The following is a 15,974-nucleotide window of genomic DNA, read 5'->3' on the forward strand; positions in this document are numbered from 1 at the left end:
AGGAGGCGCAGTGCCAAGTCACGCCAGCTCGAAGATCTCCAAGGTGCTCGTCGCCAACCGGGGTGAAATCGCCGTCCGGGTGATCAGGGCCGCCAAGGACGCGGGGCTCGCGAGCGTGGCCGTGTACGCCGAACCCGATGCCGACGCACCGCACGTCCGGCTCGCCGACGAGGCCTTCGCCCTCGGCGGCCAGACCTCGGCCGAGTCGTACCTCGACTTCGCCAAGATCCTCGACGCCGCCCAGAAGTCCGGCGCAAACGCGATCCACCCCGGATACGGGTTCCTGTCGGAGAACGCCGACTTCGCCCAGGCCGTGCTCGACGCCGGGCTGATCTGGATCGGGCCAAGCCCGCAGTCCATTCGCGACCTCGGTGACAAGGTCACCGCCCGCCACATCGCCGCCAAGGCGAACGCACCGCTGGTCCCCGGCACGTCGGACCCGGTCAAGGACGCCGACGAGATCGTGGCGTTCGCAAAGGAATTCGGTGTGCCGATCGCGATCAAGGCCGCCTTCGGCGGCGGCGGCCGTGGCATGAAGGTCGCGCGCACCATCGAAGAGATCCCCGAACTGTTCGACTCCGCCACCCGTGAGGCCGTGTCCGCCTTCGGCCGCGGCGAGTGCTTCGTCGAGCGCTATCTGGACAAGCCCCGCCACGTCGAGGCCCAGGTCATCGCCGACACGCACGGCAACGTCGTCGTCGCCGGCACCCGCGACTGCTCGCTGCAGCGCCGCTTCCAGAAGCTGGTGGAAGAAGCGCCTGCGCCGTTCTTGACCGACGCGCAGCGCAAGGAGATCCACGAGTCCGCCAAGCGCATCTGCAAGGAAGCCGGCTACTACGGCGCAGGCACCGTCGAGTACCTCGTCGGCCAGGACGGGCTGATCTCCTTCCTCGAGGTCAACACCCGCCTTCAGGTGGAACACCCGGTCACCGAGGAGACCTCGGGCATCGACCTGGTGCGCCAGCAGTTCCGCATTGCCAACGGCGAGGCCCTCGACATCACCGAGGATCCGACTCCCCGCGGCCACTCCTTCGAGTTCCGCATCAACGGCGAGGACGCCGGCCGCGGCTTCCTGCCCGCGCCGGGACCCGTCACCCTGTTCGACCCGCCGACCGGCCCCGGCGTCCGCCTTGACTCCGGTGTGGAGACCGGCTCGGTCATCGGCGGCCAGTTCGACTCGATGCTCGCCAAGCTGATCGTCACCGGCGCCACTCGCGAAGAGGCCCTCGACCGGTCGCGTCGGGCACTGGCCGAGTTCACCGTCGAGGGTTTGGCGACGGTCATCCCGTTCCACCGCGCCGTCGTGTCCGATCCCGCCTTCATCGGCGACGAGAACGGGTTCACGGTGCACACGCGGTGGATCGAAACCGAGTGGGACAACACGGTCGAGCCGTTCACCTCCGGCGCGCCGCTCGACGAAGAGGACGCCCTGCCCCGGCAGAAGGTCGTCGTCGAGGTCGGCGGTCGTCGCGTCGAGGTGTCGCTGCCTGGAGACCTCGCCATCGGCGGCGGAGGCGGCGGCGCGACGCCCGGTGTCACCCGCAAGAAGCCGAAGCCGCGCAAGCGTGGCGCAAGCGGCGGTGCCGCGGTGTCGGGCGACGCGGTCACCGCGCCGATGCAGGGCACCGTCGTCAAGGTTGCCGTCGAAGAGGGACAGCAGGTTTCGGCCGGCGACCTCGTCGCGGTGCTGGAGGCGATGAAGATGGAGAACCCGGTCACCGCCCACAAGGACGGCACGATCACCGGCCTCGCCGTCGAGGCCGGTGCCGCCGTCACGCAGGGCACCGTGCTCGCCGAGATCAAGGACTGAGAACCCGCCGAGTGGCCACTTGCTGCACGCTCCTTCGCGATCTGCGCGCAGTAGGTGGCCACTCGACCGGTTGACCATCATGGAACCCGTCGAAATCAACAACGGCACGTGGTACCTGCGCGGGCTGCGCTACGACGACCGCGTCGACGACCGCCCCGAGCTCGCCGACCTTGGCGAGACCGACCTCGACTACGTGCACGACGCCGCCGACGGCTGGGCCGACGACAGCATGTACACCTGGGCGGTGTGCGAACCGTCGACCGGTGAGCTGCTCGCCGAGATCACCCTCAATCCGAAGACCGGGTTCATGCAGAGCAGGGCGCGCCCAGGCCACGAGGACGCGGCGGCGATGTCCGAGGACACCGTTCGGCGCTACGCCTCGGAGGTGCTCAACATCCGGGTGCACACGTGACCACCCCGAAGGTCGTCACCGTCACCGGCGCCGCCGGCCAAATCGGCTACGCCGCCCTCTTTCGCATCGGTGCGGGCGCGCTGCTCGGCCGTGGCATCCCGGTGACGCTGCGCCTGCTGGAACTGCCGTCGGCGATCCGGGCGGCCGAGGGCGTGGTGATGGAGCTCGTCGACAGCGCCTTCGACCTGCTGGTCGACGTCGAGATCCACGACGATCCCGTGCGCGCCTTCGACGGAGTCGACGTGGCGTTGCTGGTCGGAGCCAAGCCCCGCAGCAAGGGCATGGAACGCGCCGACCTGCTCGCCGCCAACGCCGCAATCTTCGCCGACGCGGGACGGGCCATCAACGCCGGCGCGTCGTCCGACGTCCGGGTCGTCGTGGTCGGCAATCCCGCCAACACCAACGCCCTGGTCGCCTCGGCCCACGCACCCGACGTGCCCGCGGAGCGCTTCACCGCGCTGACGCGTCTGGACCACAACCGCGCCGTCGCCGCGCTTGCCGCCCACGCGGGCGTGCACGTCACCGACGTCTCCCGGGTGACGGTGTGGGGCAACCACTCCCCGAGCATGTACCCCGACATCTTCCACGCCGTCGTCGGCGATCGGCCCGGTGCCGAGTTCGCTGCTGACACCGATTGGCTGACGAAGGATTTCATCCCCACCGTCGCCACCCGCGGTACCGCGATCATCGAGGCCCGTGGGACGTCGTCGGCCGCGTCGGCGGCCAACGCCGCCATCGACCACGTCCGCGACTGGGTCGACGGCACGGACCCCGACGACTGGACGTCGGTCGCCTTGCCATCACCGGGTGTGTACGGAATCCCCGAGGGAATCGTGACGTCACTGCCGGTGCGCGCGGTCGACGGCGCCTGGCACGTCGTCGAGGGCCTCGAGATCAACGACTTCTCCCGAGCCCGCATCGACGCGTCGGTCGCCGAACTGGAATCCGAGCGTGCGGCCGTGGCCGCGCTCGGTCTGCTCTAGCCTCTGGAGTTCGCCATCCGGAAGGCGTCCACCGCGTCGAACGGCAGCGGCCCCCGGCTGCCAACGCGGAAGCCGTTGTCGTTGCACCAGTCCCGGATCTGCACGCGCTCTTGACCGCTGACCTGTTTGCGCCACGGGTCGACGCGGGCCAGATGGCGTCGCTGCGGCGCCCGCACCCGTCGCCCCGCTCGAGCCCACTCACCCAGCGTCCGGCGGAGCTCCGCGGCGTTCACCGCCGACAGGTCGATGGCGTACACCTGACCGTCGATGCCGAATTCGACCGATTCGTCGGCTGGCGTGCCGTCGACCGCGTCCACCAACCCGATGCACTTCTTCTTACCCATGGCCGATGCCCCCCTTGCCCATGGCAGAAACTCCCCATTCCTGCGTACTGAGGTGTATACCACCATCGCGTTAAGGTTCGTCGACGTCCAGCCCAGTCGCGAGGTCTCCGCACTCGACGAAGACCACGCCCCGACTCCCCTTCAGGAAGGTGCGTGCGCCTTCGTCGCCGTGCAGCGTCGCCGCCAGCGCGGCCCAGTGCCGCCGCGCGATCACCACGGGGTGGCCAGGACGCCCGCCGTAGGTCGCGCGGGCCAACCCCGAGGTCGACGACATCGCCGCGCCGACGACGCGGGTGACCACGTCGGCGCCGACGTCGGGGGTGTCGACCAGATGCAGGACAACCAGGTCGGCCTCGCCCGCAGCGTCCAGTCCGGCGCGCAGCGACGCACTCATTCCGGTCGCCCAGTCCTCGGCCAGCACCGCACGGGCCGGCGGCGGGACCTCGACCACGGCGGCGCCCAGCACCACCACGACGTCGTCGCACCCACCGTTCGCCAGCGCCTCGACCGCGATTCGCAGCCAGTCACCCTGCTGCACAAGAACTTTCGGCATGCCGTAGCGGGTGCCGGCGCCGGCGGCCAGTAGGACGCCGACCACGGAGTGAGCTCTCGACATGCGAACATTCTCAACCTGGTCGATTCTTGAGCTGTGTCCACCCCAAGGTCGGCTGTGCCATTGACCACCACGAAGCGCGTGCACCCGGTCGACGAGGTGCTTCCGCTTCCCAAACTAGCGACCTACGGGTTCCAGCACGTCGTCGCGTTCTACGCGGGCGCGGTGCTGGTGCCGATCATCATCGCGGGCGCCATCGACCTGCCTGCGGATCAGCTCGTCAAGCTCATCACGGCCGACCTGTTCACCTGCGGGATCGCGTCGATCATCCAGGCCGTCGGGTTCTGGAAGATCGGTGTGCGACTGCCGCTGCTTCAGGGCGTGACGTTCGCCGGCGTCTCGCCGATCATCGCGATCGGGCTGGCCAACGGCGGCGGCGCTCCGAGCCTGCTGTACGTCTACGGCGCAGTGATCGTCGCGGGCGTCTTCACGTTCCTGATCGCGCCGATCTTCATCAAGCTGCTGAGGTTCTTCCCACCCGTGGTGACCGGCACGCTCATCACCATCATCGGGTTGTGTCTGGTGCCCGTCGGTGCGCTGGACGCGGTCACCAATCCCGCCACGCACCAACCCGATCCGACCAACATCCGGTGGTTCCTCTACGCGTTGGGCACCATCGCGATCATCGTCGGCATCCAGCGCCTGTTCCGTGGCTTCCTGGCGACCATCGCGGTGCTGCTCGGTCTCGTCATCGGCTGCGCGGTGGCCTACGCGCTCGGAGACATGACCTTCGACAAGGTCGCCGAGGCGTCGGCGTTTGGCTTCACGCCGCCGTTCCTGTTCGGGTTGCCCAAGTTCGACTTCGTCGCGTGTCTCACGATGATCATCGTCCTGCTGATCACCGCGGTCGAGTCGACCGGCAGCACGATCGCGACCGGCGAGATCGTCGGCAAGCGCGTCAAGGCCTCCGACATCGGCAACGTGCTGAGGGCCGACGGGGTGGCGACCACGATCGGCGGCATCTTCAACTCGTTCCCCTACACCGCGTTCTCGGAGAACGTCGGCCTGGTGCGCCTCACCGGCGTCAAGAGCCGGTGGGTGGTCGCCGCGGCCGGTGTCATCATGATCGTCCTGGGCTTCCTGCCGAAGGTGGCCGCCGTGGTCGCGTCGATCCCCAATCCGGTGCTGGGCGGCGCCGCGCTGACCCTGTTCGCCACCGTCGCCGTCGTCGGCATCCAGACACTCGGCAAGGTCGACTTCACCGATCACCGCAACCTCATCATCGTCACCACCAGTCTCGCTCTGGCCCTGTGGGTGACGACCTATCCCGACATCGCCAAGGCGATGCCCACCGGCCTGAACCTCATCTTCGGCAGCGGCATCAGCATCGGGGCCGTCGCCGCGATCGTGCTCAACGTCGTGTTCTTCCACACCGGTTCTCGCGGCCCGCGGGTGGCAGGCGGCGGTTCGATAACGCTGGGCGAGGTGAACTCGATGACGAAGGAGCGTTTCACGGAGGTGTTCGGCCACGTGGTTCAGGACGTGCCGTGGGCCGTTGAACGCGCCTTCGAACAGCGGCCGTTCGCGGACACGACCGCACTGCGGGAGGCCTTCCAGGACGCCGTGCTGACGGGCACCTCCGAGCAACAGACCGAGCTGCTCGGCGCCTTTCACGACCTCGGCGCCGAGGACGAGACGGGGCACGCGTTGGCCGTCGACCACGTCGCACTGTCGAATCTCGACGAGGACGACCACAATGACGTCGTGGATCTGGCCGCCGCGTACCGCGAGCACTTCGGCTTCCCGTTGATCATCTGCGCCCGCGAGACCGAGCGATTCGACCGGGTGCTGAGGAACGGGTGGTCGAGGATCGACAACTCCCCGGCCGCGGAGCGCGCGTTCGCCCTCATCGAGATCGCCAAGATCGCGAACTACCGCTTCGACGACCTGGTGGCCGATGCGAATCCGATTGCGGCGGCCCGGTTCAGCCGGCTCAACGAATTGCAGTAGATGCCTGGTGTGGGATTGCCCCGAGAACGGCTGGGCTTGGCCGGGTTCACCCGGCTGACGGCACGCCAGCAGATGAACGTGTTGTTCGGTGTGTGCTCGTCGCCCATCTGGGCCAGGCGTGTCCTCGCTGGCGGACCGTTTCACGACGTCGACGCGCTGTTGGATCGCGCCGACCGGGTGCTCGCGGAGCTTCCGGACGCCGAGATCGACGCGGCCCTCGACGGTCACCCGCGGATCGGCGCCAAGGCCGACAACGCGTCCTCGGCGCGCGAGCAGGCCGCGGTGGTGACGTCCGCGGATTCCGTCAAGGCCGAATTGGCGCTCAGGAACGCCGAATACGACGAGAAGTTCGGCTACGTCTACCTGGTGTGCGCCAGCGGCCGCTCGGCGGAGGACCTGCTCGCGATCCTCGTGGACCGCCTCGACAACGATCCCGAGACCGAGCGCCGGGTGATGCGCAGCGAGCTGGCGAAGATCAACCGGCTTCGGCTGGAGCGGCTGCTGAGCGAGCCGTCGTGATAGCCGCACTCCCACCGCGAGCAGTCCGCAAGCGGCTCCACTCTCGTCGCGAGCAGACGCAAACGGCCCTCGATTACGCCGAAACAGGGCCGTTTGCGTCTGCTCGCGGGAGAGGGTGACCACATGAGCCTCTCCACTCACGTCCTCGATGCCACCACCGGCCGACCCGCCGCCGGCGTCACCGTGACGCTCGCCGACCGCCTCGGCGAGCCGCTGAACGTCGAGACCACCGACGACGACGGGCGCATCGCCCAGTTGGGTGACGACCTGCCCGCCGGGGTGTACCGACTGCACTTCGACACGGGCGCGTACTTCGCCGCGCTGGGCGTCCCGACGTTCTACCCCGAGGTGATCGTCGCGTTCGAAATCACCGACGCGGGAGGCAAATACCACGTCCCGGTGCTGCTCTCGCCCTATGCCTATTCCACCTACCGAGGGAGTTGAGCGGTGTCGAAGATCATTCTGGGCGGCAACCAGTACGGCAAGGCCGAGACCCGGGTCGTCAGGATCTACCGCGACACCCCGCGCCACGAGATCCATGACGTCAACGTAACCACCTGTCTGCGTGGCGATTTCAGTGCGGCGCACTTGGCAGGCGATCAATCGAAGGTGCTGCCCACCGACACGCAGAAGCAGACGGCGTACGCCTACGCCAAGGAGAAGGGACTGCTGTCCGTCGAGGACTACGGCCTTACCCTGGCCAGACACTTCGTCGCCGACGTCGAGCCGGTGGAGGGGGCCCGCATCGAGATCGAGGAGTACGCCTGGGAACGCGCGATCGTCGACGGTGCCGAGCACGACCACACGTGGGTCCGCAAGGGTCAGGAGGTTCGCACTGCCGCGATCACCGTCGACGCGCACGGTGAGACGGTCGTCGGCGGTCTCAAGAACATGGTCATCCTGAAGTCGACGGGTTCCGAGTTCTCCGGGTTCCTCACCGATTCGTACACCGTCCTTCAGCCGACTCACGACCGGGTGATGGCGACGTCGCTCGTCGCCCAGTGGCGGTTCACCTCCACCGACGTCGACTGGGAGTCCACCTACGTCGGCATCAAGGCTCAACTGGTCAAGCAGTTCGCCTTGGTGCAGTCACTCGCCCTGCAGCAGACGCTGTTCGAGATGGGCAAGGCCGTGCTGGAGGCCTACCCGTTCATCGCGGAGGTCCGGTTGTCCGCCCCGAACAAGCACCACTTCGTCTACGACCTGACGCCGTTCGGATTGACGAACGACAACGAGGTGTTCAACGCCGACGACCGCCCGTACGGACTCATCCAGGCCACCGTCATCCGGGACGACGCTCCCCCCGCCGGCGCGGCGTGGGATCCCTATCGAGGCTGGCTGCCCTGAGGCTCTACTCGAGCTGATCCCGCAGGCGCGTCAGTGATTTCGCGAGCAACCGCGACACGTGCATCTGCGAGATGCCGACCCGCTCTGCGATCTGCGTCTGCGTCATCGATTCGAAGAAGCGAAGCAGCAGAACCTGGCGCTCTCGCTCGGGAAGGCTGGCGAGCAAGGGCCGCAACGATTCTCGGTTCTCGATTTGATCGAGGTTGAGGTCGACGTCACCGAGGGTGTCGGCGATGGCGGGGGCCTCTTCGGTTCCGCCGCCCGCCCCGTCGATGGACAGCGTGTTGTAGGAGCTGCCCGCCACCAGGCCCTCGACGATCTCGTCGCGGTCCATCTCGAGTTCGGCCGCGAGCTCCGATGGGGTGGGAGCACGGCCGAGCTTCTGCGACAACTCGGCGGTCGCAGCGCCGAGCCGCAGGTGAAGCTCCTTGAGTCGCCGCGGCACCTTGACCGACCAACTGTTGTCGCGGAAGTGGCGCCGAACCTCGCCCATGATGGTGGGCACCGCGAAGGACACGAAGTCCGATCCGGCGTCCACGTTGAAGCGGATGACCGCGTTCACCAAGCCGACACGGGCCACCTGAACCAGGTCGTCGCGTGGCTCGCCGCGGCCGTCGAACCGACGGGCGATGTGGTCGGCAAGCGGCAGACACCGTTCGACGATCGAGTCGCGCTGGCGCACGAACTTGGCCGAGCCCTCTTCGAGCCCCTGCAACGTGCGGAACATGTCGACCACGTCCGCGTATTCAGAGTTCGACCGTGACGTCGAACCCCGGGAGGACGACGTCACCTCAGCGAGCTCGCTCGTCTCGTCGTCATGGAGATGCCGAAGATGTGCGAGTCTTCGGGACCATGGCCGTCGTGGAAGGTGCTGACGTCGTCGGTCAAGGAACTGAGTACGTGCCAGCTGAAGCTGCCCGGCACGACGATGTCGGGCGACGAACACGCCGTCGACACGTCGACGACCAACTGTTCTTCGAGCGGATGAACGACCAAGACGAGGGTGGCGTCCGACGTCGCGGATCGAATCAAGCGCGTGCACGCCTCGTCCACCGCCAGCCGAAGGTCTGCCACGCTGTCGAAGTCGAGGTCCTCGTAGGTTCCGACGGCGCCCACCACGGTGCGCAACACCGCCAGGTTTTCTAGCTTCGCTGCGACTCGGACCTCGACTGATCGCGGGCTTCGATGCCCGCTGTCGTGGCCGTACTCACCGTCTGACACGCGCCCTCCATGTGATCTCCACGCGAGATTACCCCGAGCTGGCTCGTAGCTAACCACCAGCACTCCCCTCACCGGTGATGGGTGACCAGGAGCCGCGGGCGGGCGGTGTCATCGAGCGTGTGATCACGATGACGTCCCGCCTCCCGCTCGATTGATCCGACTCATTCCCGGTGGGGGTGCCCAACGGGCGGGTGACTAAACCTCGACGACTCGCCACCCCACTTGGACCGGATCTCAAATCGGGCGGAAAACAACGCAATTGGCGTCACCGAGCCGTGCTGCACCGAGATCGTTTAGCCCGACCGGTTGCCGGGCAGCCTTGGGGCACGGGATGCACGGCGACCGTGCGTCCCTCCCACGATGGCCCGGCCGTGCGGCCAATACAGCCATCGCGCACAACGACGAAAGGTAGCCGTGAGCGACAAGGACAGTGGACCCGAAGCAGGCGTCAAGGGTGTCGTCGAGGACGTCAAGGGCAAGGTAAAGGAAGTCGCCGGCACCGTGACCGGCAACGACGATCTCACCCGCGAGGGCGAGGCCCAACAGGACAAGGCAGACGCCCAGCGCGACGTCGCGAAGAAGGAAGCCGAGGCCGAGGCCGCTCGCGGCAGCGCAGCGGCAGCCGAGGCGCGCCAGAAGGCCGCAGAGTAGCGCGACGACACTCGTGACGGGCTCGGCCGGGGCTTCCCCGGTCGGGCCCGTTCGTCGTCGCAGCGTCAGAACGTGCGGCGGTCGGGGAGCTTGACTACCGTCGAAGAGTGGATCTGACCACCGTCGAGACGATCAGCACGCCGCGCCAGCGCGACGAGCTGTGGCCGATCGGCGCGGCCGATGCCGTCGTGGCCGGCGGGACGTGGCTGTTCTCCGAAGCGCAACTGAGCACCCGACGTCTGGTGGACATCACGCAGCTGGGCTGGGCACCGGTCGTCGTCGACGCCGACGGGATCGAGTTGGCCGCAACCTGCACCGTCGCCCGCGTCTCGGCGTTGTCGGCCGAACTCCCCGCGATCCGACCCGACTGGGTAGCGGCCCCCCTCCTTCACCAGTGCTGCACCGCGTTGCTCGCGTCGTTCAAGGTGTGGAACGAGGCGACCGTCGGCGGCAACCTCTGTCTGTCCTTTCCCGCTGGGTCGATGATCTCGCTGGCCTGCGCCCTGGACGGTGAGGTGCTGGTGTGGCGGGCCGACGGTGACGACTACCGGATGCCGGTCGCCCAATTCGTGACCGGCAGCGCGACGAACGTGATGGGCGTCGGTGACGTCGTGCGCTCGGTCCACCTGCCCGCCAGGGCGTTACGTGGTCGGACCGCGTATCGCAAGTTGGCGCCCTCCCCGCTTGGCCGCTCCGGGATCGTCGTCATCGGCCGCGTTGACGACGACGGCGCGTTCGTCCTGTCGATCACCGCGGCAACGGTGCGGCCCTACGTCTTCACCCTCGCGTCGGTCGACGTCGACGCGGTGCGGAGTGCACACGCGGGCATCCCCGACGACGCGTGGACCGACGATCCGCACGGGGACCCGGATTGGCGTCGCGGTGTGTCGCTGGTGCTCGCGGAGCGAGTGTGCGCGGAGCTGCGCGCATGGTAACCGTGAACGGCCAAGCGCTGCAGGGTGATCCGTGGCCCGGCCAATGCTTGCGGACCTATCTGCGCGACCATGGCCACTTCGAGGTCAAGAAGGGCTGCGACGGGGGCGACTGCGGCGCGTGTTCGGTACTGGTCGACGGGACGCCGGTGCACTCGTGCGTCTACCCAGCGTTTCGGGCCGCGGGCTGCGAGGTGACGACGGTCGCCGGCCTCGGCACCCCCGAGCATCCGCATCCCCTGCAGCGGCAATTCGTCGACGCCGCCGGTTTCCAGTGCGGATTCTGCACGGCGGGGATGATCACCACGACGTCGACCCTGACGCCAGCGCAATTGGCCGACCTGCCGCAGAATCTGAAGGGCAACCTGTGCCGGTGCACCGGCTACCGCGCGATCACCGACGCCCTTTCAGGCGCGGTGAACACCAAGAAGGCCGGTGGCGCAGGAGATTCCGTCGGCGCTCCGGCGGGCCTGCGGGTGGTCACCGGAACCGAGCAGTACACGATGGACCACGCCGTCGAGGGCCTTCTCCACCTGGCGGTGCTCCGTAGCCCCGTCGCGCACGCCAGGATCGTGTCGGTCGACACGGCAGCGGCGCAACGGATTCCCGGCGTTCGGCTGGTGCTCACCCATCGGGACAGCCCCGCCGTCGCGTTCTCGACGGCGCGCCACGAGAGCAGACTCGACGATCCCGACGACTCGTACGTCCTCGACGACACGGTGCGATTCGTCGGCCAGCGGGTCGCCGCCGTCGTGGCCGAAACCCTTGCCGTCGCCGAAACAGCTTGCCGCGCAATAGTGGTCGAGTACGAGGAACTGCCCGCGGTGTTCGATCCCGAGCTGGCCGCGGCGGCGGGCGCTCCGCTGCTTCATGCCGGGAAGTCCGCCGAGGCCCGCATCGCCGACCCGACGCGCAATCTCGTCGCCGAGGTGCACGGCGGCGTCGGCGACGTCGAGGCCGGGGTGGCGCGGGCGGTGGAATCCGGCGGCGCGGTCGTCCGCGGGCGGTGGCACACTCAGCGCGTCCAACACGTCCATCTCGAGACGCACGGGTGCACCGGATGGCGAGACGACGACGGCCGCTTGGTGATTCGCACCAGTTCGCAGGTGCCGTTCCTGGTCCGCGAAGAGCTATGCCACGTCTTCGGCTTGGACCGCGACCAAGTGCACGTGTTCACCCGCCGCTTGGGCGGCGGCTTCGGCGGCAAGCAGGAGATGTTGGCCGAGGACTTGGTCGCGTTGGCGGTGCTACGACTGGGGCAGCCGGTGCGCTACGAGTTCAGCCGGACCGACGAGTTCACTGCCGCACCGTGTCGTCACCCCTTCCGAGTCGACGCCACCGTAGCGGCGGGACCGAACGGGGTGCTGACGGCGCTGTCGGTCGACGTGCTGGTCGACGCGGGCGCGTACGGCAATCACAGCGTCGGCGTGATGTTCCACGGATGCAGCGAGTCGGTCTCGGTCTACCGTTGTCCCAACAAGCGGGTCGACGCACGAGCGGTGTACACCAACAACATTCCGTCGGGCGCATTCCGCGGCTACGGGCTCGGTCAGGTCATCTTCGCCGTCGAGTCGGCGCTGGACCAGCTGGCCGAGAAGCTCGGCGTCGACCCGGTCGACCTCCGGCGGCGCAACGTCGTGATTCCCGGCGACCCGTTCACCGACGCCCACGTCGCCGACGACGACCTGACCTATGGCAGCTACGGCCTCGACCAGTGCCTCGATCTGGTGCAGCACGCGTTGGCCTCCGGCGAGGGATCACCGGCTCCGGACGGCGAGCAGTGGTGCGTCGGCGAGGGCGTGGCCCTGGCGATGATCGCGACCATCCCGCCGCGGGGGCACTACGCCGACGCGTCGATCTCACTGGACGCTGACGGCGACTTCACCCTGTCGGTCGGCACTGCCGAGTTCGGCAACGGGACCTCGACGGTGCACGGTCAGATCGTGGCCGTCGAGCTCGGCGTCGACGTCGGCCGGGTTCGACTGCGCCAATCCGACACCGATGCAACGGGATACGACACCGGAGCGTTCGGCTCGGCGGGCACCGTCGTCGCCGGGCTCGCGGTCCAAGCGGCGTGCCGAGACTTGCGGGCCGCCCTCGAGGCCAGCCCGGACGTCCGGCCGCTGACCGGATTCGGTCGACACGACGGCACACCGCGGTCGGTGGCGTTCAACGTGCAGGGGTTCCGCGTCGCGGTCGACGTCACCACCGGCGAGGTGCGCATCCTGAAGTCCGTGCACGCCGCAGACGCGGGCGTGGTGATGAATCCCGAGCAATGCCGCGGCCAAGTCGAAGGCGGCGTCGCCCAGGGCATCGGCAGCGCGTTGTACGAGGAGATGCGCACCGGGCCCGACGGCGCCGTCACGACCGACGCCCTGCGCAACTACCACATTCCGCAGCTCGCCGACCTTCCGGTGACGGAGGTGTACTTCGCCGACACCTACGACGTGCTCGGGCCGTTCGGGGCGAAGTCGATGAGCGAGTCGCCATACAACCCGGTGGCTCCGGCACTTGCCAACGCGATCGCGCGGGCATGTGGCGCGCGCCTGCGTCGGCTGCCGATGACACCCGCACGGGTGTGGCGTGCCCTCAACACCTGACCCCCTTCCCCGCGAGCGTGCGTGTCCGAGGGCGACACACCGGTCACTTTCCGGAGTTGGCGCACGCTCGCGCACGCCGTTTGTCGGCAGTGCGACATAGCATTCCCACCGTGTGGAAGGTCTACGCCGTGGTGGCGGTCGCAGCGGGGATCGCCGCGCACGTGGCGGGGCTGGATCTCCGGTGGACCGTCGCCGCCGCCGTGCTGGCGCCCGCGCTGCCGGCGTTTCTGGTTGGCGTGCTGCGCGGCGCGCGGACCCCGGCGGCGCGCGAGGACCCCGCCGTCGCCAAGCAGTCCATGACCGGCACCGAATTCGAGGATCACGTCGCCCGCATCGCCCGGTCCAGTGGTGCGTCGGTCATCATGACGGCGGTGACGGGCGACTACGGCGTCGACCTCGTCGTCGGCCGCCGCCCCAATCGCCTTGCCATTCAATGCAAACGGCAGTCCCGGCCGGTCGGCTCCGGCGCCGTGCAGGAAGTCGTCGCCGGTGCCGTCATGCACGACTGCGCGCACACCATGGTGGTCACCAATCACGACTTCACCCCCGCCGCTCGGCGTCTCGCCGAGCGGCATGGCTGTGTCCTGGTGGGGGGCGCAGAGCTGACCCGGCTGGGGTCGACGATCCGCCGGCTGGTGAACGCGGAACCGGCCCGATAGCCGACGCGGCGGTTAGAACTCGGCCAGCACCGCGCGCACCGCGTCGACCGCGGCGTCGAGCTCGACCTTCGAGACGGTCAGCGCGGGCCGGAAGCGGACACTGTCGGGTCCACTGGCCAGCATGATCACCCGGCGGTCCCACAGCTTGGCGATCAGCGTGTCCCGTTGTTCTGCCGTTGCCATGCTGAAGGCGCACATCAGGCCGCGACCGCGCGGGTCGACGACGAGCTCTGGGAATTCGACGGCCAGATCCTCGAGCCGACCGAGCAGGTACCGGCCGAGCTCCGCGGCGCGTGGCATCAGGCCTTCGCCCTCGATGGTCTCGAGGATGCGCCGCGACCTGACCATGTCGGTCAGGTTGCCGCCCCAGGTGGAGTTGATCCGCGAGCTGACGGCGAACACGTTGTCGGCGACGTCGTCGACGCGCCGACCGGCCATGACGCCGCACACCTGCGTCTTCTTGCCAAACGCGACGACGTCGGGCATGACGCCCAATTGCTGGTAGGCCCAAGCGGTTCCGGTCATGCCGCAACCCGTCTGTACCTCGTCGAAGATCAACAGCGCGTCGAACTCGTCGCACAGTTCACGCATCGCGGCGAAGAACTCGGCGCGGATGTGACGGTCGCCGCCCTCCCCCTGGATCGGCTCGGCGATGAAGCACGCGACGTCGTGGGGGTTGGCCTCGAATGCCGCGCGGGCCTGACGAAGCGACTCGGCCTCGAGCTCGTCGACGTTCGCGCCGGGCCGCAGGTATGGCGCGTCGATCCGGGGCCAGTCGAACTTCGGGAACCGCGCGACCTTGTTGGGGTCGGTGTTGGTCAACGACAGCGTGTAGCCGCTGCGACCGTGGAACGCGCCTTGCAGGTGGAGCACCTTGGTGCCGAGCGCCGGGTCGACGCCCTTGCTCTCGTTCAGCCGGCTCTTCCAGTCGAATGCGACCTTGAGCGCGTTTTCGACGGCGAGCGCGCCACCGTCGACGAAGAACAGGTGCGGCAGGGCGGGGTCGCCGAGTACGCGGGCGAACGTCTCGACGAATCGGGCCATCGGCACGGTGTAGACGTCGGAGTTGCTCGGCTTGTTCACCGCCGCCGCGGCAAGCTCGGCGCGGAACGCCTGGTCGTCGGCCAGCGACGGGTGGTTCATGCCGAGGGCCGAGGACGCGAAGAAGGTGAACATGTCCAGATAGCTCTCACCGGTGCGGGCGTCGACGAGATGAGAGCCGGCAGATCGGTCGACGTCGAGCACGAAGTCGAGCCCGTCGGCCAGGATGCTGCGACTCAGCACCTCGCGGACGTCGTCGGGTGCCACGGAGTGGCCGGGGGCGCGGACGCGGGAAGGCAGGACAGCGGTCATACCGACATCTTAACGGAACTTTTACGGTCTGCACGACCCTTCGCAGGATTTTCTACGGCAGTACGTCGCGGTCCTCGTAAAATGTCTGTAAGATGATGGTGCTTCGGGTGCGGACGTTCGCTGCCGTCCGGATCTGTTGCAACAAGTCTTCGAGCGCCCGCGCCGACCGGACACGCACCAGGAGGACGTAGCTTTCGTCCCCCGCCACCGAGTGACACGACTCGATGGCGTCGATGTGTTCGAGCCGCGCGGGCGCGTCATCGGGTTGAGAGGGGTCGATTGGGGTGATGGACACGAACGCCGAGAGCATGTTGCCGACGGCCTCCGGGTCGATCCGGGCGTGGTACCCCGTCACGACTCCGCGCGTCTCCAGCCGCCGGACGCGAGACTGCACGGCGGACACCGACAGACCCGCACTCACTGCCAGGTGCGCCAGCGTGGCCCGGCCGTCGGCCACCAACTCACGAACCAGCGTCCTGTCGATGTCGTCGAGCTCGTCGGAAAGGTCGGCCATGGCGGGAGACTATCGCAGGGTCCCGACGGGCAGGAGCGGAGCGACCCGGGGACGAGGTGCGACGGA

At 68.3% G+C, this 15,974-nt stretch carries 17 protein-coding genes; 11 read left to right on the forward strand and 6 right to left on the reverse strand.

Translation table 11 applies throughout. The annotated features are described in order from the left end of the window. Positions 1-10 precede the first annotated feature (10 nt). From B1790_RS13015 to B1790_RS13025, 3 genes are all read left to right on the forward strand, one after another. Positions 11-1,810 (forward strand): acetyl/propionyl/methylcrotonyl-CoA carboxylase subunit alpha, encoded by a 1,800-nt coding sequence (locus B1790_RS13015; RefSeq protein WP_079923613.1) that lies wholly within the window; start codon positions 11-13, stop codon positions 1,808-1,810. A 79-nt stretch (positions 1,811-1,889) separates the two neighbouring features. After that, positions 1,890-2,222 (forward strand): hypothetical protein, encoded by a 333-nt coding sequence (locus B1790_RS13020; RefSeq protein ID WP_079923745.1) that lies wholly within the window; start codon positions 1,890-1,892, stop codon positions 2,220-2,222. Further along, a complete protein-coding gene (locus B1790_RS13025) occupies positions 2,219-3,205 on the forward strand; it encodes a malate dehydrogenase (RefSeq protein ID WP_079923614.1) in 987 nt (328 codons plus the stop codon). The genes B1790_RS13020 and B1790_RS13025 overlap by 4 nt, the downstream gene beginning before the upstream one ends. Here the strand turns inward: B1790_RS13025 and B1790_RS13030 are convergent. Continuing rightward, positions 3,202-3,549, reverse strand: coding sequence for an Lsr2 family protein (locus tag B1790_RS13030; protein ID WP_079923615.1), 348 nt, complete (start codon positions 3,547-3,549; stop codon positions 3,202-3,204). The genes B1790_RS13025 and B1790_RS13030 overlap by 4 nt on opposite strands. A 70-nt stretch (positions 3,550-3,619) precedes the next feature. Then, a complete protein-coding gene (locus B1790_RS13035) occupies positions 3,620-4,165 on the reverse strand; it encodes an NTP transferase domain-containing protein (RefSeq protein ID WP_079923616.1) in 546 nt (181 codons plus the stop codon). A 54-nt stretch (positions 4,166-4,219) separates the two neighbouring features. Between B1790_RS13035 and B1790_RS13040 the strand changes: the two genes are divergently transcribed. The 4 genes from B1790_RS13040 to pucL all read left to right on the forward strand — a co-directional run bounded on the left by B1790_RS13040 (position 4,220) and on the right by pucL (position 7,978). Then, complete coding sequence (locus B1790_RS13040) at positions 4,220-6,112, forward strand: solute carrier family 23 protein (RefSeq protein ID WP_142271282.1); 1,893 nt, start codon at positions 4,220-4,222, stop codon at positions 6,110-6,112. Between the two features lie 15 nt (positions 6,113-6,127). After that, positions 6,128-6,631 carry a 2-oxo-4-hydroxy-4-carboxy-5-ureidoimidazoline decarboxylase gene (gene uraD / locus B1790_RS13045; protein WP_255407274.1) on the forward strand — a complete coding sequence of 168 codons (504 nt, stop codon included), beginning with the start codon at positions 6,128-6,130 and terminating at the stop codon, positions 6,629-6,631. A 123-nt stretch (positions 6,632-6,754) separates the two neighbouring features. Further along, positions 6,755-7,075 carry a hydroxyisourate hydrolase gene (gene uraH, locus B1790_RS13050; RefSeq protein ID WP_079923746.1) on the forward strand — a complete coding sequence of 107 codons (321 nt, stop codon included), beginning with the start codon at positions 6,755-6,757 and terminating at the stop codon, positions 7,073-7,075. A 3-nt stretch (positions 7,076-7,078) separates the two neighbouring features. Then, complete coding sequence (pucL, locus tag B1790_RS13055; protein ID WP_079923619.1) at positions 7,079-7,978, forward strand: factor-independent urate hydroxylase; 900 nt, start codon at positions 7,079-7,081, stop codon at positions 7,976-7,978. A gap of 4 nt (positions 7,979-7,982) precedes the next feature. Here pucL and B1790_RS13060 read toward each other — a convergent pair whose 3' ends face one another. Both B1790_RS13060 and B1790_RS13065 read right to left on the reverse strand, forming a co-directional pair. Further along, the gene (locus B1790_RS13060; RefSeq protein ID WP_079923620.1) at positions 7,983-8,768 is read right to left on the reverse strand and encodes an RNA polymerase sigma factor SigF; all 786 of its coding nucleotides are present in this window, start codon (positions 8,766-8,768) and stop codon (positions 7,983-7,985) included. Next, positions 8,765-9,199: an ATP-binding protein gene (locus B1790_RS13065; RefSeq protein ID WP_056556249.1), complete on the reverse strand. Its 435-nt coding sequence runs from the start codon at positions 9,197-9,199 to the stop codon at positions 8,765-8,767. The genes B1790_RS13060 and B1790_RS13065 overlap by 4 nt, the downstream gene beginning before the upstream one ends. A 414-nt stretch (positions 9,200-9,613) precedes the next feature. Here B1790_RS13065 and B1790_RS13070 point away from each other — a divergent pair, with 414 nt between their 5' ends. The 4 genes from B1790_RS13070 to B1790_RS13085 all read left to right on the forward strand — a co-directional run bounded on the left by B1790_RS13070 (position 9,614) and on the right by B1790_RS13085 (position 14,041). Then, positions 9,614-9,850, forward strand: coding sequence for a CsbD family protein (locus B1790_RS13070; RefSeq protein ID WP_079923621.1), 237 nt, complete (start codon positions 9,614-9,616; stop codon positions 9,848-9,850). 107 nt (positions 9,851-9,957) lie between these two features. Next, entirely contained in the window at positions 9,958-10,785 is an 828-nt protein-coding gene (locus B1790_RS13075) for an FAD binding domain-containing protein (RefSeq protein ID WP_079923622.1), read from the forward strand. Further along, a complete protein-coding gene (locus tag B1790_RS13080; protein ID WP_079923747.1) occupies positions 10,779-13,382 on the forward strand; it encodes a molybdopterin cofactor-binding domain-containing protein in 2,604 nt (867 codons plus the stop codon). Before B1790_RS13075 ends, B1790_RS13080 begins: the two co-directional genes overlap by 7 nt. 101 nt (positions 13,383-13,483) lie before the next feature. Further along, positions 13,484-14,041, forward strand: coding sequence for a restriction endonuclease (locus tag B1790_RS13085; RefSeq protein ID WP_142271300.1), 558 nt, complete (start codon positions 13,484-13,486; stop codon positions 14,039-14,041). Between the two features lie 12 nt (positions 14,042-14,053). Here B1790_RS13085 and lat read toward each other — a convergent pair whose 3' ends face one another. Together lat and B1790_RS13095 are read right to left on the reverse strand one after the other, a co-directional pair. Continuing rightward, positions 14,054-15,394 carry an L-lysine 6-transaminase gene (gene lat, locus B1790_RS13090; protein ID WP_079923624.1) on the reverse strand — a complete coding sequence of 447 codons (1,341 nt, stop codon included), beginning with the start codon at positions 15,392-15,394 and terminating at the stop codon, positions 14,054-14,056. 52 nt (positions 15,395-15,446) lie between these two features. Then, complete coding sequence (locus B1790_RS13095; protein WP_079923625.1) at positions 15,447-15,908, reverse strand: Lrp/AsnC family transcriptional regulator; 462 nt, start codon at positions 15,906-15,908, stop codon at positions 15,447-15,449. Between the last annotated feature and the right edge of the window lie 66 nt (positions 15,909-15,974).

The sequence above is a fragment of the Mycobacterium sp. AT1 genome, from assembly GCF_002043095.1.
In the GTDB taxonomy this organism is placed as follows: Bacteria; Actinomycetota; Actinomycetes; order Mycobacteriales; family Mycobacteriaceae; genus Mycobacterium.